General features: G+C 67.8%; 16 protein-coding genes and 1 pseudogene. 8 read left to right on the forward strand and 9 right to left on the reverse strand.

Annotated features, from left to right (window positions below; translation table 11 throughout):
* Positions 1-33 precede the first annotated feature (33 nt).
* Entirely contained in the window at positions 34-1,026 is a 993-nt protein-coding gene (locus tag VPH46_RS13110; protein WP_416611869.1) for a 2OG-Fe(II) oxygenase, read from the forward strand.
* On the opposite strand, the gene alr is transcribed toward VPH46_RS13110, so the two are convergent.
* The gene (gene alr / locus VPH46_RS13115) at positions 1,021-2,049 is read right to left on the reverse strand and encodes an alanine racemase (RefSeq protein WP_416611871.1); all 1,029 of its coding nucleotides are present in this window, start codon (positions 2,047-2,049) and stop codon (positions 1,021-1,023) included. The genes VPH46_RS13110 and alr overlap by 6 nt on opposite strands.
* 128 nt (positions 2,050-2,177) lie before the next feature.
* Between alr and VPH46_RS13120 the strand changes: the two are divergent.
* Positions 2,178-3,374, forward strand: a pseudogene (locus tag VPH46_RS13120) (MFS transporter).
* A 234-nt stretch (positions 3,375-3,608) separates the two neighbouring features.
* Here VPH46_RS13120 and metH read toward each other — a convergent pair.
* From metH to VPH46_RS13140, 4 genes are all read right to left on the reverse strand, one after another.
* Positions 3,609-6,287 (reverse strand): methionine synthase, encoded by a 2,679-nt coding sequence (gene metH, locus VPH46_RS13125; protein WP_416611873.1) that lies wholly within the window; start codon positions 6,285-6,287, stop codon positions 3,609-3,611.
* A 149-nt stretch (positions 6,288-6,436) separates the two neighbouring features.
* A complete protein-coding gene (locus VPH46_RS13130) occupies positions 6,437-7,483 on the reverse strand; it encodes a homocysteine S-methyltransferase family protein (RefSeq protein WP_416611875.1) in 1,047 nt (348 codons plus the stop codon).
* 125 nt (positions 7,484-7,608) lie between these two features.
* Positions 7,609-8,550: a methylenetetrahydrofolate reductase [NAD(P)H] gene (gene metF, locus VPH46_RS13135; protein WP_416611877.1), complete on the reverse strand. Its 942-nt coding sequence runs from the start codon at positions 8,548-8,550 to the stop codon at positions 7,609-7,611.
* Positions 8,547-9,503: an ArsR/SmtB family transcription factor gene (locus VPH46_RS13140; RefSeq protein ID WP_416611879.1), complete on the reverse strand. Its 957-nt coding sequence runs from the start codon at positions 9,501-9,503 to the stop codon at positions 8,547-8,549. Before VPH46_RS13140 ends, metF begins: the two co-directional genes overlap by 4 nt.
* A gap of 141 nt (positions 9,504-9,644) precedes the next feature.
* Between VPH46_RS13140 and VPH46_RS13145 the strand changes: the two genes are divergently transcribed.
* From VPH46_RS13145 to VPH46_RS13170, 6 genes are all read left to right on the forward strand, one after another.
* On the forward strand, positions 9,645-9,953 hold the full coding sequence (locus VPH46_RS13145) for a hypothetical protein (protein ID WP_206432228.1): 309 nt from the start codon (positions 9,645-9,647) through the stop codon (positions 9,951-9,953).
* A 4-nt stretch (positions 9,954-9,957) separates the two neighbouring features.
* Entirely contained in the window at positions 9,958-10,143 is a 186-nt protein-coding gene (locus VPH46_RS13150) for a hypothetical protein (protein ID WP_416611881.1), read from the forward strand.
* Positions 10,140-11,087 carry an aldo/keto reductase gene (locus tag VPH46_RS13155; RefSeq protein ID WP_416611883.1) on the forward strand — a complete coding sequence of 316 codons (948 nt, stop codon included), beginning with the start codon at positions 10,140-10,142 and terminating at the stop codon, positions 11,085-11,087. The genes VPH46_RS13150 and VPH46_RS13155 overlap by 4 nt, the downstream gene beginning before the upstream one ends.
* A gap of 378 nt (positions 11,088-11,465) precedes the next feature.
* Entirely contained in the window at positions 11,466-11,948 is a 483-nt protein-coding gene (locus VPH46_RS13160) for a hypothetical protein (RefSeq protein ID WP_416611885.1), read from the forward strand.
* A gap of 278 nt (positions 11,949-12,226) precedes the next feature.
* Positions 12,227-12,391 carry a hypothetical protein gene (locus VPH46_RS13165; protein ID WP_272695128.1) on the forward strand — a complete coding sequence of 55 codons (165 nt, stop codon included), beginning with the start codon at positions 12,227-12,229 and terminating at the stop codon, positions 12,389-12,391.
* Complete coding sequence (locus VPH46_RS13170; RefSeq protein ID WP_416611887.1) at positions 12,384-13,382, forward strand: diguanylate cyclase; 999 nt, start codon at positions 12,384-12,386, stop codon at positions 13,380-13,382. Before VPH46_RS13165 ends, VPH46_RS13170 begins: the two co-directional genes overlap by 8 nt.
* Before the next feature lie 473 nt (positions 13,383-13,855).
* Here the strand turns inward: VPH46_RS13170 and VPH46_RS13175 are convergent, their stop codons facing one another.
* The 4 genes from VPH46_RS13175 to VPH46_RS13190 all read right to left on the reverse strand — a co-directional run bounded on the left by VPH46_RS13175 (position 13,856) and on the right by VPH46_RS13190 (position 18,250).
* On the reverse strand, positions 13,856-15,235 hold the full coding sequence (locus tag VPH46_RS13175; RefSeq protein ID WP_416611889.1) for a PQQ-binding-like beta-propeller repeat protein: 1,380 nt from the start codon (positions 15,233-15,235) through the stop codon (positions 13,856-13,858).
* A gap of 488 nt (positions 15,236-15,723) precedes the next feature.
* Positions 15,724-16,032 carry a hypothetical protein gene (locus tag VPH46_RS13180; protein WP_416611891.1) on the reverse strand — a complete coding sequence of 103 codons (309 nt, stop codon included), beginning with the start codon at positions 16,030-16,032 and terminating at the stop codon, positions 15,724-15,726.
* Between the two features lie 23 nt (positions 16,033-16,055).
* Entirely contained in the window at positions 16,056-16,745 is a 690-nt protein-coding gene (locus VPH46_RS13185) for an EAL domain-containing protein (protein ID WP_416611922.1), read from the reverse strand.
* Positions 16,746-16,855: 110 nt separating this feature from the next.
* The gene (locus tag VPH46_RS13190) at positions 16,856-18,250 is read right to left on the reverse strand and encodes a helix-turn-helix domain-containing protein (RefSeq protein ID WP_416611893.1); all 1,395 of its coding nucleotides are present in this window, start codon (positions 18,248-18,250) and stop codon (positions 16,856-16,858) included.
* Positions 18,251-18,578 lie beyond the last annotated feature (328 nt).

Genomic DNA, 18,578 nt, shown 5'->3' on the forward strand with positions numbered 1-18,578 from the left:
GTAGGAAACTACCGGCTCCTTTGCTATTCATGGATGATGACGAAGGGCGAACCGCATCCTGCGCACGTCGACATGTTGCTCGAGAAGGGCCGCACGGTAGAGGCGATCGCCGCGACGGAACGTGCCGCCGCCAGCGGTGACAAGGAGGCGCTGTTTCGGCTCGCGCTGTGGCACCTGATCGGGGAGATCCTTCCCCGCGATCTTCCCAGGGCGCACCAGCTTCTCCGCAAGGCGCGCGAAGCGGGGCATGTCGAGGCCGCGCACATGGAGATCGCGCTCACCGTCACCGGGAGCGGCGCGCAGGCCGATTGGAGCACCGGATGCATGCTCCTGCAGAAGCTCTCCAGTATCGACGCAGCGGCCGCGCACCAGGCGCAGCTTCTGACCGCAATGCGCCTGGACGCGTTCGGTGTGCCGAAAGCGCTTCCGAAAGCAGAAGTGCTTTCCGCCAGCCCCAGGGTGACCCTCTTTCGGGACTTCCTTACGGAGGCCGAATGCGCGCACATCGCGGCGACAAGCGCGCCGCTTCTGGAACCCTCGCTCGTCGTTGACCCTGCGAGCGGCCGCCAGATGCCGCACCCGATCCGGACGTCCGATGGCGCCCTGATCGGGCCGACGCGGGAGGATCCGGTCATCCGAGCCATCAATCTGCGGATCGCGGCCATCAGTCAGACCGACGTCGCACAGGGCGAGGCGCTAACGATCCTTCGATATCGGCCGGGCCAGCAGTATCGCCTGCATCTCGACACGCTACCGCACACGCGTAACCAGCGTGTAAAAACGGTGCTGGTCTATCTCAACGGCGGTTTCGCAGGAGGGGAGACCCAGTTTCCCTCGATCGGCCTGACCGTGGCGCCCCGTGGAGGCGATGCGCTGGTCTTCGACAACGTTACCGAGGACGGACGACCCGACGTCCGTACCAAACACGCTGGCCTGCCGGTCCGAGCGGGAGCCAAATGGCTGGCGACCCGCTGGATCAGGGCGCGTTCCTTCGATCCGTGGCGCGGCCCCGAAGTCCCGCTATAGCCACTCGCGCGCGTACCGCTTCCCCATCCCGGTCAGCAGTTCATATTGCGACCGGCCGGATGCCGCCGCGGCGCGCTCCAGCGCATAGTCGATCGTCAGCCAGTCGCCCTCCGCGACGTCGGCGGCCGACACATCGACGATCAGCAGGTCCATCGACACCCGCCCGCGCACCGGGCAGGCGATGTCGCCGGCGAACACCGTCCCCGCGTCCGAGAACCCGCGGCCGTATCCGTCGGCATAGCCGATGTTGAGCACCGCCAGTTCCTGGTCGGCCGGCGCCACATAGGTCGCGTTGTAGCCCGCCGCCTCGCCGGCCCCCATGCGGCGGCGCTGGAGCACCTGCGCCTCCGGATACACCACCTGCCGGATCACGCCCTCGGCCGCCGGGCACGGTATGCCGCCATAGAGCGCCAGGCCCGGCCGGGTCAGGTCGAAGCGGTAGTCGCTGCCCAGGAAAATGCCCGCGCTGTTGGCAAGGCTATAGCGCCTGGCCGACACCCGCGCCGCGATCGCGGCGAAGCGCGCGCGCTGCTCCGCATTCATCGGGTGGTCTTCGTCCGCGCAGGCGAGGTGGCTGACGAGCGTCTCGATCTCCAGGCCCTCGAACACCGCGTCCGGCGCGTCCCAGCGCACGCCCAGCCGGTTCATGCCGGTGTCGACCATCACGTCGCACGCACCGCCACCGCTGTCGCGCCAGCGCGCGATCTGGCGCTCCGTGTTGAGCACCGGGCGCACATGCGGCCAGCGGCGTGCCCCGGCGAGATCCTCCTCGCGCAGGCCGTGCAGCACCGACACCGCGGGAGCGAGGTCGGCGATCGCCTCCGCCTCTGCCCAGGTGGCGACAAAGAAGTCGCGGCACCCGGCTTCGCTCAGCCGGCGCACCACCTCGCGCGCGCCCAGGCCATAGCCGTCCGCCTTGACCGCGGCGCCGCAGGCCGCCGGGCCGCTGCGCTCGGCAAGCGCCTGCCAATTGTGGACGAGCGCGGCGCCATCGAGCCGCAGGCGAAGAGGGGCATCGGTCACGCGACGCGGCCTAGCGCCTGGGCCGGCGGGCGTCGAGGGCAGCCCGCCCCGCTTGCTTGCATTTACGCAAAGCAGCGTTGCGGCGGCTGCGCTTGCGCTGCAGTGCAGCATCACCCATCTGCCCGACAATGGCTTCCTCTCCTCCTGCTTCCACGCGCGGTGTCGCGCTGGTGCATCTCGCCCTCGCCACCGGCGGCTTTGCGATCGGCACGACCGAATTCGCGGCCATGAGCCTGGTGCCGCTGTTCGCCCCCGGCCTCGGCATCACCGAGCCGGTCGCCGGGCATGTCATCAGCGCCTATGCGCTGGGCGTGGTGGTCGGCGCGCCGCTCGTCGCCGTGCTCGGCGCGCGGCTGTCGCGCTTCGCGCTGCTGATCGCGCTCATGGGCTCGTTCGCGCTGTTCAACGGGCTGAGCGCACTGGCGCCCACCTATGGCTGGATGCTCGTCTTCCGCTTCCTGAGCGGCCTGCCGCACGGCGCCTATTTCGGCGCCGCCTCGCTGGTCGCAGCCTCGCTGGTACCGGTGGAGAAGCGCACCCAGGCGGTCGGCCGCGTAATGCTGGGGCTGACGGTCGCCACCATCCTGGGCGTGCCGGCGGCCAATGCGCTCGGGCAGACGGTCGGCTGGCGCTGGGGCTTCGGCGTGGTCGCGGTGCTGGCGCTCGGCACCGTGGCGCTGCTGGTGGCGCTTGCGCCGCGTGACAAGGCGGACCGCACCGCGAGCCCGCTTGCCGAACTGCGTGCGCTTGCCCGCCCGCAAGTGTGGCTGACGCTCGGCATCGGCGCGGTCGGGTTCGGCGGCATGTTCTGCGTCTACACCTATGTCGCCTCCACGCTGCTGGAGGTGACGCGCGTCTCCGCGGCGACCGTGCCGGTTGTACTGGCGGTGTTCGGCACCGGCATGACCGCGGGCAATTTGATCGTGCCGCGCTTCGCCGATCGCGCGCTGATGCCGACGGTGGCCTTCACGCTGCTGTAGAGCGCCGCGATGCTGGCGCTCTACACCTTTGCCGCTGCGTCGCTGTGGACGATCGTCCCCTGCGTGTTCCTGATCGGCCTCGGCGGTGCGCTCGGGACCGTGCTCCAGACCCGGCTGATGGACGTGGCGGGCGAAGCGCAGAGCCTGGCCGCAGCCCTCAACCACTCCGCGCTCAACCTCGCCAACGCGATCGGACCATGGGTGGGCGGCATGGCGATCGCCGCCGGCTGGGGCTGGGAATCGACCGGCGCGATCGGCGCCGTGCTGGCGCTCGCCGGCCTGCCGATCTGGGCGGTCTCGGTTGCGCTGGAGCGCAAGCGCGCGGCGGTGTTGCAGCCGGCCTAGGCCGTACTCCCGCGGAGGCGAGACCTCTGCGAAACCGCGGACCGTGCTCCTGCGAAGGCAGGAGCCCAGGGTTCCAAGCACCGTAAGTCGTTGGTCTGCCTGGCCCTGGATTCCTGCCTGCGCAGGAATACGGGTGTGACCAAAGAACGGCGGCCGCTGTTTCGCGCAAATCACGCGCACGCGAGAGTCCAAAGCCACGGACGCGCACGCCTGCGGCTGTGCAGGCGGACCGCCTCAGTCCAAATTCGGCCGCAGCCAGCGTTCCGCCTGCTCCACGCTCACCCCGCGGCGCCGGGCATAGTCCTCCAGCTGGTCCCGCCCGATCCGCGCCACGCCGAAATACTGGCTGTCCGGGTGGCCGAAGTAGAAGCCCGACACCGCCGCCGTCGGCAACATCGCGAAACTCTCGGTCAGCACCAGCCCGGCGCGCTCGCCCGCGCCCAGCATGTCGAACAGCATCGGCTTCAGGCTATGCTCCGGGCAGGCCGGATAGCCCGGCGCCGGGCGGATGCCGCGATACTGCTCGCGCACCAGCGCCTCGTTGGTCAGCTGCTCGTCGGGCGCATAGCCCCACAGGGTCGTGCGGACATGCTGGTGCAGCCGCTCCGCGAACGCCTCGGCCAGGCGATCCGCCAGCGCCTTCAGCAGGATGTCGTTGTAATCGTCATGCGCCGCCTTGAAGCGGGCGATGTGCGGGTCGATGCCGTGGATGCCGACCGCGAAGCCGCCGAACCAGTCGCCGGCCGGATCGATGAAGTCGGCGAGGCACATGTTCGCCCGCCCCTCGCGCTTGGCGATCTGCTGGCGCAGCATCGGCAGGCGCACGCTCGTCTCGTTGCTCGGGTCGAGGTCCGGCGTGTGCAGGGCGGCCGGGAAGTGCGCGCCGTCCGGGCTCACCTGGTCATCGCTATGACGGGTGCGCACCACGATGTCATCGCCGTCGCGGTGGCACGGCCACAGCCCTGCCACGCCGCGCGCCGTCAGCCACTTCTCGGCGATGATGGTGTCGAGCATCTTCTGCGCGTCTTCGTACAGCCCGCGCGCGCTCTCCCCCACGATCTCGTCGTCGAGGATCGCCGGGAAGTTGCCGGCCAGTTCCCAGGCGCGGAAGAACGGCGTCCAGTCGATGTAGCCGCGCAGATCGGTCAGGTCCCAGTCGTCGAACTGGTGAATGCCGGGCTGCGCAGGAGCCGCCGGCTTCTGCGTGAAGTCGGCGACGAAGCCGGCGGCGCGGGCGTCGGCGATCGGCAGCAGCGCGCTCTGCCCCTTGCCCTCGCGCGCGGCACGGACGGCGGCATAATCCTCGGCGACCTTGGTCACATAGTCGTCGCGCTGGGTGTCGCTCACCAGCGTCGTCGCCACGCCCACCGCACGGCTGGCGTCGAGCACGTGCACCACCGGCCCATCATAGGCGGGCGCGATGCGTAGCGCCGTGTGCACCTTCGACGTGGTCGCGCCACCGATCAGCAGCGGCATCACCATCTTGGCGCGCTTCATCTCCTCGGCGACGGTCACCATCTCGTCGAGCGACGGCGTGATGAGGCCCGACAGGCCGATCATGTCGGCGTCGTTCTCGTTCGCCGCCTCCAGGATCTTCGACCACGGCACCATTACGCCCAGGTCGACCACCTCGAAGCCGTTGCACTGGAGCACGACGCCGACGATGTTCTTGCCGATGTCGTGGACGTCGCCCTTCACGGTCGCCATCACGACCTTGCCCTTACCCTTGGAGCCGGGCTCCTTGGCGGCCTCGATGAACGGCAGCAGGTGGGCCACCGCCTTCTTCATCACGCGCGCGGACTTCACCACCTGCGGCAGGAACATCTTGCCCGATCCGAACAGGTCGCCGACCACGTTCATGCCGTCCATCAACGGGCCTTCGATCACCTCGATCGGCCGCGCGAACAGCTGGCGCGCCTCTTCGGTATCGTCGACGACATGCGCGTCGATGCCCTTGACCAAGGCATGTTCCAGCCGCTTGGCGACCCCCCAGCTGCGCCACTCCGCCGCCTGCTTCTCCGCCACCGCGTCGGTGCCGCGGAAGCGCTCGGCAAGCGCCACCAGCCGCTCGCCCGCATCCGAATCGCGGTTGAGGATCACGTCCTCGCAGGCCGTGCGCAGCTCCGGCTCGATCTGGTCATAGACCTCGAGCTGGCCGGCGTTGACGATCGCCATGTCCATGCCCGCGGGGATCGCGTGGTAGAGGAACACCGAGTGCATTGCCTTGCGCACCGGCTCGTTGCCGCGGAACGAGAAGCTCAGGTTCGACAGGCCGCCCGAGATATGGACGTGTGGGCAGCGCGCCTTGATCTCGCGGCACGCCTCGATGAAGTCGACGCCGTAGTTGTTGTGCTCCTCGATCCCCGTCGCCACCGCGAACACATTGGGGTCGAAGATGATGTCCTCAGGGGGAAAGCCGATGCCGACGAGCAGCTTGTAGGCGCGCTCGCAGATCTCGACCTTGCGGTCCTTGGTGTCGGCCTGGCCGACCTCGTCGAACGCCATCACCACCACGGCGGCGCCGTAGGCCATGCACTTGCGGGCGTGTTCGAGGAAGATCTCCTCGCCTTCCTTCATGCTGATCGAGTTGACGATCGGCTTGCCGGACACGCACTTCAGCCCCGCCTCGATCACGTCCCACTTCGAGCTGTCGACCATCACCGGGATGCGGGCAATGTCTGGCTCGGCCTGGATCAGCTTCAGGAAGGTCGTCATGGCGTGGTGCGCGTCGAGCAGCCCCTCGTCCATGTTGACGTCCAGCACCTGCGCGCCCGCCTCCACCTGCTGGAGCGCGACCTCGATCGCGGCGGCATAGTCGCCGTTCATGATCAGCTTCTTGAAGCGCGCCGAGCCGGTGACGTTGGTACGCTCGCCGATGTTGACGAAGCTGGTGGAGGAGACGGTGGCGTTCATCTGTCTTCTTCTTGATCCTCCCCGGCACGGGGAGGGGGACCATGCGAAGCATGGTGGAGGGGGGTTACCGCAGGGAACTCGCTTGCGGAGAGCCCCCTCCACCACGCCCCTCGGGCGCGGTCCCCCTCCCCGTTCCGGGGAGGATTGCGTTAAGCCGCCATGGTGAACGGCTCGAGCCCGGCAAGCCGCGTCCGCACTTCCGGCGTCGGGATCTTGCGCGGCGGCAGTTCGCGCACCGCCTCGGCAATCGCCTGGATATGCGCCGGGGTCGATCCGCAGCAACCGCCCAGCACGTTGACCTGGCGGTTCTCCGCCCAGTCGCGCACCAGCCCCGCGGTCGTCTCCGGCGCCTCGTCATAGGCGCCGAGCTCGTTCGGCAGCCCGGCGTTGGGATAGACCATGATCAGCGTGTCGCAGATGCCCGAAAGCGTCTTCACATGCGGCCGCAGCTGCTCCGCCCCAAACGAGCAGTTGAGCCCGATGGTCAGCGGCCGTGCATGGCGCACCGCATGCCAGAACGCCTCGACCGTATGCCCCGACAGGTTGCGTCCCGAAAGGTCCGTGAGTGTCATCGACAGCATGATCGGCAGGTCGCGGCCAAGCGCGTTGCCCGCCTCGATCGCGGCCATGATCCCGGCCTTGGCGTTCAGCGTATCGAACACCGTCTCGATCAGCACGAAGTCCGCGCCGCCCTCGACCAGCGCGTCGATCTGCTCGCGGTACACGTCCTTCAGGTAATCGAAGTCGATCTCGCGGAAGCCGGGGTCGTTGACGTCGGGGCTCAGCGACAGCGTCTTGTTGGTCGGCCCGATCGCGCCGGCGACGAAGCGGGGGCGGCCATCCCTGGCCTGGAACTCGTCGGCGATGCGCCGGGCGAGCTTCGCGCTCTCGACATTGATCTCGCGCACCAGATGCTCGGCACCGTAATCGGCCTGGCTGATGCGGTTGGCGGAGAAGGTATTGGTCTCGGCGATGTCCGCCCCGGCCTCGAAATAGGCGCGGTGGATCGACTCCGGCACCTCGGGCTTGGTCAGCGCCAGGATGTCGTTGTTGCCCTTCTGGTCATGGCTGAGGCCGAGGGTGCCGGCATAATCGGCTTCCGACAGCTTCCAGTTCTGGATCTCGGTCCCGAACGCGCCGTCGGTGATCAGCACGCGCTTGGCGGCCTCGGCCAGCAGGGTTTCGCGGGGAGTCATGCCTTCAACCTTCTCTCGTCGCCCGGAACTTGGTTCGGGGCCCATCAATCCGCACGTGTCGCCGCCGCCCGCTGCACGATGATGCCGAAACACGTTCGGCATGCCGTGCGAAGCGGCGAAGCGCCTTACGCCGCCACCGCGCCCGCCGCCTTGTTCGGCCGCAGCCCGAGCAGGTGGCAGATCGCATAGCTCAGCTCGGCGCGGTTGAGCGTGTAGAAGTGGAAGTGGCGCACGTCGCCGGCATAGAGCCGGCGGCACATCTCCGCCGCGATCGTCGCCGCCACCAGCTGGCGCGAGGCGGGATGGTCGTCCAGCCCCTCGAACAGCCGGTCCATCCAGTCCGGGATCGCCGCCCCGCACATACCCGCGAACTTGCGCGTCTGGGCAACGTTGGAAACCGGCAGGATTCCCGGCACGATCTCGGCCGAGATGCCCGCCGCCGTCGCCGCGTCGCGGAAGCGGAAGAACGCCTCGGGCGTGAAGAAGAACTGGGTGATCGCCCGCGTCGCGCCCGCATCCAGCTTGCGCTTCAGATTGTCCAGGTCCTCCACCTTCGTGCCCGAATCCGGATGGCACTCGGGATAGGCGGCGACCGAGATCTCGAACGGGTGCAGCTTCTTGAGGCCCGCGACCAGCTCGGCCGCATTGGCATAGCCTTGCGCATGCGCCTGGAACTTCTGGCCCGCCACCGGCGGATCGCCGCGAAGTGCCACGATGTGGCGCACGCCCGCGGCCCAATATTCCTCGGCCACCTGGTCGATCTCGTCGCGGCTCGCCTCGACGCAGGTCAGGTGCGCAGCAGCCGCCAGGCTGGTCTCGCGCTGGATTCGCGCGACGGTCGCATGGGTGCGCTCGCGCGTCGATCCGCCCGCGCCATAGGTGACGGAGACGAAGCGCGGGCTGAGCGGCTCCAGCGTGCGCACCGCGTCCCACAGCGTCTCTTCCATCTTCGCCGACTTGGGCGGGAAGAATTCGAACGACACCGCAGCATCGCCCGCCATGTCCGCGAACAGCGGCGCATCGAGCGCGCGGCGCGCCTCCTCGAGCTGGTTCACCGAAATCGTCATGCCGCCTGCTTCTCCACCCGGGTGGCGCCAACCTTGCGCGCCAGCCACAGCTTCACCGTCAATTCGCCGCCTTCCAGCGTCTCCGTCTGCACGGGCGCGAGCCCGGCCGCGGCGAACCAGCCGAGCATCTGCTCGTCCGAAAATCCAAGTCGCGCATGCGCATCGCGCGTGCGCAGGTCCTCGCGCTCGTGCGGCGCGAAATCGACGATCAGCAGCCGCCCCCCGCTCGCCAGCACGCGCGCGGCTTCGGCGATCACCGCGCCGGGGTGCTGCGCGAAATGCAGCACATGGTGCAGGATCGCGGCGTCCGCATCCTGGTCCGACAGCGGCAGCCGGTAGAAATCGGCCTGGCGCAGCTCCGCCTTGTCGAGCCCGCGCTCGGAAAGCTTGGCACGCGCCAGCCGCAGCATTTCCGAACTGCGGTCGACACCCAGCGCATGCGCCGCCTGGGGCGCGAACAGCTCCAGCATCCGGCCGGTACCCGTACCGATATCCACCAGCGTGCCGATCGGCTGCGCGCCCAGCGCCCGCGCGCACGCTGCCTCGACCTCGCTCTCGGCCACGTGCAGCGATCGGATCGCGTCCCATTCGCCGGCATGCGCCTCGAACCAGGCGGCCGCCGCCTGCGCCCGATCCGCACGCACCGCCGCGAGCCGCGCCGTGTCGGCCAGCGTCCAGGGATCACCCTCGCCCGTCCAGGCGTCGATCGCGGCGAGCACCGGCGCGATCCGCGCCTCCTCGCCCAGCGCCACGAACACCCAGCTGCCTTCCTTGCGCCGCTCGGCGAGACCTGCATCGACCAGGATCTTCACGTGCCGCGACACGCGCGGCTGGCTCTGCCCCAGCACCTGCGCCAGCTCGCCCACCGACAGCTCCATCGAGCGCAGCAGCGCCACGATGCGCAGCCGGGTCGCGTCCGCAAGCGCGCGAAAGATGTCGAGGGCGGGAGCCATGCCCGGTGATATAAAGATTTCTTTATATGGGGTCAACGCCGCGCCACGGCTTGCGCGTGCCCGTTGCGGCAGGGAAACAACCCTGCCCCCGGTGCGTTCGCGCCGCGGATGATTTCAGGGTCAAGGAAAGAGGAACCCCCGATGAAGAAGGCCATTCTGCTTCCGATCGCCGCCGCCGCGTTCGCACTCTCCGCCTGCAGCGACAAGGCGCAGAACGAGACCAGCCAGGCAGCCGATTCCATCGCGGCAGACGCCAACGCCACGATGGGCGAAGCCGTCGACGACGTGGCGGCCGCCAGCGACCGCGCCTTCGACGCGGCGGAGAACGGCATCGACCGCGCCGGCGCCGCGATCGGCAACGCTGCCGACGATGCGGGTCGTGCGATCGACCGCGGCACGCGCGAGACCGGCGAGCATCTGGAGCACGCCGGCAACGACCTCCAGCACTGACGGGATGCGGTTCCTCGTCCTCCTGCTCGCCCCGCTGGCGCTCGCCGGCTGCGGCGGGCCGGAGGACGCGGCACCCGGCGCGATCCGCCCGGACGAGGCGCGCGCCCTCAACGACGCGGCCGAGATGCTCGGCCCCAACAGCGTGAGCGCCGCGGCGCTCGCCGCCGACAATCAGATGGACAGGCCATGACCCCTCGCCCCCTCGGCGCCACCGACCTCGAAACCCCGCCGCTGGTGCTGGGCGGCAACGTCTTCGGCTGGACCGCCGACAAGGACACGAGCTTCCGCGTCCTCGACGCCTTTGTGGAGCGCGGCGGCCGGATGATCGACACCGCCGACGTCTATTCCGCCTGGGTGGACGGCCACCAGGGCGGCGAGTCCGAGACGGTGATCGGCGAGTGGCTGCGCGCCACCGGCAAGCGCGACCAGGTGCTGCTCGCGACCAAGGTCGGGATGTTGCCGGGCGAAGGCGGGGAAAAGCTCGCCCCGGCGCGGATCGCGGCCGCGGTCGAAGCCTCGCTCCAGCGGCTCGGCACCGATCGCATCGACGTCTATTTCGCCCACCAGGACGACGAGGCGGTTCCCCAGGAGGACTATCTCGCCGCCTTTGCCCGGCTGGTCGAGGCCGGCAAGGTGCGCGTCCTCGGCGCGTCCAACTTCCACGCGATGCGGCTGAAGTCGGCGATCGACATCGCCGTGCGCGAGGCGCTGCCGCTGATCCACGTGTTCCAGCCCGAATACAACCTCGTCAGCCGCCACCGCTTCGAGGGCGAGCTTCAGAACCTCTGCATCGAGCACAACATCGCGGTGACGCCCTACTACGGCCTCGCCTCGGGCTTCCTTACCGGCAAGTATCGCAGCCGCGACGACCTGTCGAAGAGCGTGCGCGGCGGCGGCATGGCCGAACTGCTGGAGGGCAAGGGCACCGCGGTGCTGGCGGCGATGGACGCGGTCGCCGCGGAGACCGGCGCCACCCTCGCCCAGATCGCGCTCGCCTGGCTCGCCGCCCAGCCCGGCGTCACCGCCCCCATCGCCAGCGCGACCAGCGTCGAGCAGGTCGAGGAACTGACCGGCTCCTGGGACCTGGACCTCAGCAAGGACCAGCTCGAGCGCCTCACCAACGCCGGCGCCTGACGGCCTCCGTAGCCAACCGCATCCCCGCGCAGGCGAGGCCTCTACGAAACCCCTGACCGTGCTCCTGCGAAGGCAGGAGCACAGGGCCCAAGCACCGCCAGTCGTTGGTCTGCTTGGCCCTGGATTCCTGCCTCCGCAGGAATACGGGTGTGGACAAGGGACAGCGCCCCTGTTTCGCAGTATCCCCGCGCAGGCGGGGATCCAGAGCCCAGCATAAAGATGGCAGCGCCCAGGAGCCTTGCCGCCGGCGACGGCGGAGCGGGACTGGTTAGAAACCCTAGGTCATGAATCTAGATCGAGCGCGGAGCCGCAGGGCAGAGCGCCTCTCCCTAACCCCACCGCGCTGGAGAGAGATGGAATCGGTGCTATCCTGCCCGAATGAAGAATGCCCTCCGCTCCGTCGTCACACATCCTCGTACCGCGGCGACCTTACTCAGCGCCCTCATGATCGCGCAGTCCTGCCCTGCAGCCGCGACTTCCTGCGACAGGACAGCCATCGCCGCGATGTCGAATGAGGAGGCGGCCGAGACGATCCTCGACGGCAGCGTGCAGGTTGGATTCGGTTTCGTACGCGAAAGCGAAAGCGGGCCAGACATTCGACGGCAGGAGGTGGACATCGTGCTACCGCTGAAAGGGCGGGCCGGGATCGTCCCTTTGGAGCCTGAATCGATCAACCGGGCGAGTAAAGAGGACGGGTTTTTTCGCTGGCTCCCGTATGGCCCGAACGAGTTTCGTCTGTTCGCCTTAGCCTCCACGACCGGTGGCGCCGCAGTGCCAAAGTGCCTTGCGGCAATCATCACCTCGAAGCCCGCGCCGGCCCTCTACAAGGCCATCGTCGCCGCGTCGAAGAGGCAGAAGTGAGCCTAGAGGACGGCACCGCGGGTCCGCCAGTCTACCGCTATCCGGTTTCTGCCGCGTCTTCAGCATCCTGGCGGAGAGCGTCTCCGCCGCTAGGTTCGGACTGCCGTCGGGCATGCACGGCCTCGGTGGAGCAAGCGCCGCACGGTACTAGGCGTCGCGCTTTCCTCCCCTATAATGGCGGAATGGCCAGCGTACCCGATCCAAGCTCCCCATCTTCGTCCGCCGGCGCGTCGGAGCCGTTGATCACCGGCCCCGTTCCGCCGGAGCTCCAAGAGAGCGTGGCACGGCACCAGGCCCACCTTCTGGCGCTGGTGGAGAGCCTGCGCGCCGCCGGCGTCGGGGAAGAGATCATCGAGGCGAGCGTCGCGCAGCTTCTCGACAGCTACCGTAGCGAGCTCACGGCGGCGATTCGCGCCCTGGTCCGGGAGCGGTCCGGTGACTGAGCCGAAGCTGGCAGACGACGAAGGCCGGCTCGCCGCACTCGGACGGTTGCAGATCCTCGAGACGCCGCCCGAGCAGCCGTTCGAGAAGATCGTCACCCTGGTGCGGACGGTTCTTGCCGTCCCGATCGCCACCGTCTCCCTCGTCGACCGGGATCGCCAGTGGTTCAAGGCGCAGCGCGGCCTGGAGGTTCAGGAAACCGCCCGGTCGATTTCGATCTGCACGTACACGATCCAGCAGGCCGAGCCTCTCATCATCGAGGACACGCATCTCGACGCGCGCTTCGCCGGAAACCCGCTGGTGCAAGGCGGTCCGCGCATCCGCAGCTACGCGGGTGTCCCGCTCCGGACGCCGGAGGGCTATAATGTGGGCTCGCTCTGCGCGATGGACACGAAGCCGCGCCAATTCAGCCCTGCCGACATCGCGATCCTGAGCAACTTCGCCAACATCGTCAGCGACGAGATGGAATTGCGCCTGATCGCGAGCACGGACTTCCTGACCGGCGCGTTGAGCCGCCGGGGGTTCGAAGAACAACTCGGCCGCGAGATCGCCCGGCACAGGCGCTATCACCGGCCGAGCTCGCTCGCGATCCTGGACATCGATCACTTCAAGACGATCAACGACAGCTTCGGACACCCAGCGGGCGATGACGTTCTGCGGCAGATGGGCCAGCTGATCTCGAAGGTGCTTCGCCCGGCCGACGTCTACGGGCGTCTGGGCGGAGAGGAGTTTGGCGTGCTCCTGCCCGAGACCGGCGCGGCAGAGGCGTTCGTGGCGGCGGAACGGCTGCGCGAAGCCATCCAGAACCACCGTTTCGAGATGCCGGGAGGGCACCGCATCTCGGTGACCGCCAGCGTTGGCGTTGCGGAATGTGGCGAGATGGAAGAGCCCAAGGCCTGGCTCTCCCGCGCGGACAAGCACCTGTACGAGGCAAAGACGAGCGGTCGAAACTGCACCCGCATGGCGCCGTCGGACGCATCCGCACGCGCCTGAGCGCTCCGCGGCGCGAGGGGCGCCGGTCTCGGCGCTCCCGTCTTCCGAATACGCCCCGACCCGGAAAGCCAAAGGAACGCCCGGCGCTGGAGCACCGAGGGCCGCAGCCCGTGCGTTGTTCGGGCCCGGCCAGCGCCGCCCCGCGTCCGCACCCCCCGGTGGCTGTTCGGCGGTACGTGCCAACTACCCAGCACGCTCCTAGGTACTGCTCGGCGCTTTCGGCTCTTGGCCCCATGCTTTCTGCGGCGACCGGCAGCGCGAAGCGGAGCTTCTCTCCTCCACCGCGAATGTCGGAAGTTGGGCGATATCGGGAACGGCGGCTTTGGCATCGCCGCCGGCCGAAATCGGACGTTCCACACGAATCCGCCATGGCAACCCTGAGCCCAGCCCGCGGCACCGTCGAATGCGTTGATGCTCGCTCAGGTAATTAGGACAAAAGCGAAACCCGTTTATACTTCCAAATGAGCAAGACGTCATTTTAGCCTGACGGCACGCAACCCGTTCAACGTCGAGATTACTAGATAGTTGTCTGGCGTAACAGCCAAACGACCGCCGAATGAAGTGCTCCAAACGACTGGAAAGTTGCTCTTCGTTAAGTCGACTGCAAATGTCGTCGTAGCGCTTGCAACGAACAAATGACTATCGGTCACGACTACATTGCTGGTGATGTTGCTGGCACCACCGACGTCCATCGATCCAGTGACCAAACCTGTCGAGACATCGATGATGTCAACGGTCGTGCTGGATGAACGAACGGCGTAAAGCCGGTTACCTCGGACTGCAGGTTGTCCGGTATAGGCGTGGCTGGTGCGCCACAAGGGCTTGTCGCTCTTTATTGAAAATGCCGCAATCGGCAGCGCTTCTTCGCCTGAATAATTATCTGAGAAGGTGAATATGCGCCCGTTACCATCGAGCACTGGCGCCCCGATATATGCGCCGTAGTAACTCAATCCATTCTTTGAGAAGAAAGGGTTTTGTATCGATTGAACCAATGCGCCGTCTCGTCGCGCTAGCACGTTCAAGGAGCCAGCTTTGAAGAAATAGACATAGCTTTGGTCGACGGCGACGCTTTCACCTTCCATGACATAGCCACCATACTGGCCCGCATCGACGGTACGCCACAAGCTGTCGCCCGTAGCGCTGTTTGCGGCATATACTGCGTTGCCATAGTAGCCGGCTGCGAAGAACAATTCGTCGCCCACAGGCGTGGGAACGCTGCCTGAACTACCTTGGGCAGAGTAGGTCGGCGAGCTGATATAGCCTCCGGTGGTAGCGTTCATAACCTGCAGTGAGGCAGCGGTTGAAGTCGAATTATAGCTCATAGATGCGACCCTGCCATTCGCATAGGCCGGGCCGAATGGACGCGCGTCTGCGGGAATGTTCCCCGGAGGGAAATTGCCTTGCCCCAAATCATACCCCCATAGGGGTGAGCCGTTCGACGTAGAAATGGCGCGTGTGACGACGCGCCCGTCCGCTTGCGTAACGTTGTAAAATACACTTCCCGGTCGTGCCGCAACCTCACTCGGCGCATTAGGCGTGGTGATTGCCCAAGCATGGGTGAAGGCGGAACTTGAGAAGCTTACCGGCACATAACCCGTATGCCCAGGATCGCCCTGAAGGGTGGACCAATTGCCATCTCTGGGAATCGGACTTCCGATGGAAGGAGGCGGCGTTGGCGTTGGCGTCGGCGTTGGCGTTGGCGTTGGCGTCGGAGTAGGCGTCGGAGTAGGCGTCGGAGTGGGCGTGACGATCACGGTGCCGCCGCCGGAACTCCCGCTCCCGGAACTTCCGCCGCCGCCGCACGCGGTTGCAAAAAGGCAGGCGGAGAGCCCCGCCAGCGTTGACTTTTTCATGTTCCCCCCAGAACGATTGCGACCCAGTTCTTCCGACGTACTGGAATCGATTGCGACTTTCTAGCGCGTCTATGCTATCATTGCCTCTTCACGCCCGTTTCCGCTTGTTTCTATGGCGCCGATGCCCGCTGACGCATCCACTGCTTCTCTTTTGGTAGCGGTTCAGGCGCCTGAATAATGACGCTTCGCACGATCTTTCCTGGATGGACGTATTGCGGCTTGCCGCTTGATCTCGCCTGAAAGCGGCCTGCTGACGGCCAAATCCAGCTCGGAGCTTGACGCATTGAGAAGCGCCTGGTCTTTGGAAGCGGCGAAATAGGCCTGCGCGACCGACATTGGGCGTTTCGTGCTGTTCCGTTTGGGATACCGGCGTGGCACCTCGACGTACGGGCTCTTGAACCCGGGCTATCTGCGGCGCCTGCGAGAGCACGGCGTACAACGCCTCGGATGTTTGAACGGAAGGCAGACGTGGTCCGTCCCCGCCAGCGCTAGCCGAGCAAGAAAAGCAGTACCGCCAGCACGAGAGCCAAGCCCGCGATCATGCGCTCGAAGGGGAGCGACACACCCTCTCGCCTCCTCGTCGACGGAAGTACGCCGCCGCCGTTGCGCCGCTGCAGATCTTGCCGATGCATCTCTGCAAGGAGGATCCCGGGATCACCGTGCGGCTCCCTCCGGCCCGGCGACCCGTAGAGCAGAGGCACCTCTGTCAGGAGATCCTTCTCCAGACCTTCCGCCGCTTCCTTCCGCCTCTTCAGGTCCGCAGCGAAATCATCCGGGTTCTCGAACGATCCGTTCATGAGGTCGACTTGGCCCCCTGCCCTCAGGCCAGCACCGGCTCCGGCAGCGCCTCGAACGCCGGCTTGGCCAGCAGATAGCCCTGCACCAGCTCGATGCCGAGCGCGCGCACCGCGTCCAGCTCGTCGCGCGTCTCGATCCCTTCCGCGATCACCGTCACGCCCAGCCTGCGGCACAGCCCCACCATCGCGTCCACGATCACCCGGCGCGGCTCGCTCGCGTCCACGCCGCGCAGCAGCGCCATGTCGAGCTTGATGACGTCGGGCTGGAACCGCGCAAGCAGCCCGAGCCCGGCATAGCCCGCGCCGAAATCGTCCAGCGCGGTCGTGAACCCCATCTCGCGATAGCTTTCGACGATGTTCAGCACATGCGCCGGATCGGCCATCCGCTCGTTCTCGGTGAACTCGAACATCAGCCGGTCGGTCGGCAGGCCCGTCGCCTGCGCGGTGCGCAGCGTCAGCTGGATGCAGGCCTTGGGCGAATAGACGGCGTTCGGCAGGAAGTTGATCGACAGCCGCGCCCCCGTCTCCAGCAACCCGGCCGCCACCGCGCCTTCGATCGCCGCCACCCGGCACTGCTGGTCAAAGGCATAGCGGTTCTCCGGCGTCACCCGCGCCAGCACGGTCGCAGCGGCCTCTCCCTCGGCACCGCGCACCAGCGCCTCATAGGCCCAGGGCCGCCCCGTGCGCAGGTCGACGATCGGCTGGAAGGCCATGGAGATGGGAAAGTCGAGCGCCCGCCCGTCGCGGCAGGCACCGCATCCGCGGGAAGGGGTATCGGTCATGCAATCCCCAATAGCGTCAAAATGTTAGCAACTTATGTCGGTCAGTCCCCGGCAAAGGCGAATGGCGTTACCCCGCCCTCGCGCTCGTGGACCAGCAGCGCGTGTCCGATGGGCGGCGCCGAACGCTGGCCGCAGTCGCGCCGCGTGCAGGCGCGACAGCCGAGACCGATCCCCACCGCCTCGCCGCCCAGATCGGTGCCCCGCGCCGCCGCCCAGCCGCGCGCCTGGTCCGTCCCCAGCAGCAGCGCGATCGCGAAGCGCGCGCGCACCCCCGCCACCTCGCCCACCGCCGGGTGGACGACATGCGCCCAGCTGAACCAGCGGCTGCCGTCCTCCAGCTCCACCAGCTGGGTCACCGCCGCATCGGTCCGGGCGAACGCCTCGAACGTGCTCCACAGGGGGCAGAGCCCGGCGGCATCCGCCACCGGCGATCCGCTCATCCCGGCAAAGCGCTTCGACACCTGCCCCGCCCGGTCGATCCGCAAGAGGCAGAAGGCGAGCCCCCGCGCGCCCACCCGCCCGAGCGTCGTCAGCCGGTGCGCCACCTGCTCGAACGACGTCCCGAACCGCCGCGCGAGCAGCGGCACGTCATAGCCGGTCGCCTCGCACGCGCGCAGGAACCGGGCGTAGGGCATGGTCACGGCCGCCGCGAAATAGCCCAGCAGGTGGCGGCGATAGAGCCGCTCCGCCGCCCGGTCGGTAAAGCCGGCGCCGCGCACCAGCGCCTCCACCGGCACCCGCGCCTCGCCCTGCCCGATCTGCCGCGCGAGCAGCTGCAAGCGCTGCGCCGGCCCCAGCAGCTCCGACAACTGCAACTGCCGCGCGTGGAGGTCCAGGCGATAGAGGCGGTCGGGCAGTACCTCGGCCGGCAGCACCCGCACCGAAAGCTGGTGCCGCACCCGCAGCCGCTCGGCGAGCGCGGCGCCCAGGTCCGCTGCCGACTGCCGCAGCTCGTCGGCCACGCCCTCGGCGAGTTCGTCGAGTTCGGCGAAATGGTTGCGCCAGCGCTCCACCTCGCGCCGCACCAGCACCTGCGGGTCGTCGGCTGCCGGCGCGGCTCCGGCGGCACCCGCCGCCCCGCCCAGCCGGTCGAACACGCGCGCGAACGCCTCCGCCCCGCCCGGCGCGCTCGCCAGCCACTCGGCGACGTCGTGCCGGTCGATCTCCAGGTCCGCGAACATCGGGTCAGCCAGCCGCCGTCGCAGCGCATCGACCCCGCCCGCCGGCTCGCCGCTGGTCAGCGTGCGCGGATCGAAGTCGAAGCGCTCGGCCAGCCGCACCAGCAGCGCCGCCGACAGCGGACGCTGGTTGCGCTCCACAAGGTTGAGGTAGCTGGGCGAAATGCCGAGCAGTTCGGCCATCGCCGCCTGGGTGAGCCCCGCCTGCCGCCGCACCCGCCGAACCGCATGTCCCGCCAGCAGCTTGCGCTCCGCCATCCCGCTCTCCCCGGCTTCTTCTGTGAAGTCTTTACAGCATCACCAGCGCGGGGGCGAGCACTTCCACTCCGTGACCCGTTTTGCGCGCCGCATCCGCTTCTGAACGGCGCAGCGCTGGGGCAAGGAAGTCCGGCATCTTCGGGGTGCAGCTGTAAAGGACATGACAAGGTCGCGCCGACATCGGCAGCGAACTTGCCGTCCGCCACCCCGATCACCGTCTCGGCAGGGCGAAAGCCCCGCCCACCCGTTCCTGGGGAGGAAAGGTGCCCGCCGGAGCCATCTCCGGCGGGCATTTTCGTGTGTGAGGCGCGGCATGGCAACCGCGTGT

It is taken from the genome of Sphingomonas sp. MJ1 (PH-R8) (genome assembly GCF_048058635.1).
Taxonomy (GTDB): Bacteria; Pseudomonadota; Alphaproteobacteria; order Sphingomonadales; family Sphingomonadaceae; genus Sphingomonas.

Excerpts from the sequence above, each read along its gene's own strand:
- VPH46_RS13110 (WP_416611869.1), top strand. The coding sequence starts at position 34 with ATGATGACGAAGGGCGAACCGCATCCTGCGCACGTCGACATGTTGCTC.
- metH (WP_416611873.1), bottom strand. The coding sequence starts at position 6,287 with ATGAACGCCACCGTCTCCTCCACCAGCTTCGTCAACATCGGCGAGCGT.
- VPH46_RS13130 (WP_416611875.1), bottom strand. The coding sequence starts at position 7,483 with ATGACTCCCCGCGAAACCCTGCTGGCCGAGGCCGCCAAGCGCGTGCTG.
- metF (WP_416611877.1), bottom strand. The coding sequence starts at position 8,550 with ATGACGATTTCGGTGAACCAGCTCGAGGAGGCGCGCCGCGCGCTCGAT.
- VPH46_RS13140 (WP_416611879.1), bottom strand. The coding sequence starts at position 9,503 with ATGGCTCCCGCCCTCGACATCTTTCGCGCGCTTGCGGACGCGACCCGG.
- VPH46_RS13145 (WP_206432228.1), top strand. The coding sequence starts at position 9,645 with ATGAAGAAGGCCATTCTGCTTCCGATCGCCGCCGCCGCGTTCGCACTC.
- VPH46_RS13150 (WP_416611881.1), top strand. The coding sequence starts at position 9,958 with ATGCGGTTCCTCGTCCTCCTGCTCGCCCCGCTGGCGCTCGCCGGCTGC.
- VPH46_RS13155 (WP_416611883.1), top strand. The coding sequence starts at position 10,140 with ATGACCCCTCGCCCCCTCGGCGCCACCGACCTCGAAACCCCGCCGCTG.
- VPH46_RS13160 (WP_416611885.1), top strand. The coding sequence starts at position 11,466 with ATGAAGAATGCCCTCCGCTCCGTCGTCACACATCCTCGTACCGCGGCG.
- VPH46_RS13175 (WP_416611889.1), bottom strand. The coding sequence starts at position 15,235 with ATGAAAAAGTCAACGCTGGCGGGGCTCTCCGCCTGCCTTTTTGCAACC.
- VPH46_RS13180 (WP_416611891.1), bottom strand. The coding sequence starts at position 16,032 with ATGAACGGATCGTTCGAGAACCCGGATGATTTCGCTGCGGACCTGAAG.
- VPH46_RS13185 (WP_416611922.1), bottom strand. The coding sequence starts at position 16,745 with ATGGCCTTCCAGCCGATCGTCGACCTGCGCACGGGGCGGCCCTGGGCC.
- VPH46_RS13190 (WP_416611893.1), bottom strand. The coding sequence starts at position 18,250 with ATGGCGGAGCGCAAGCTGCTGGCGGGACATGCGGTTCGGCGGGTGCGG.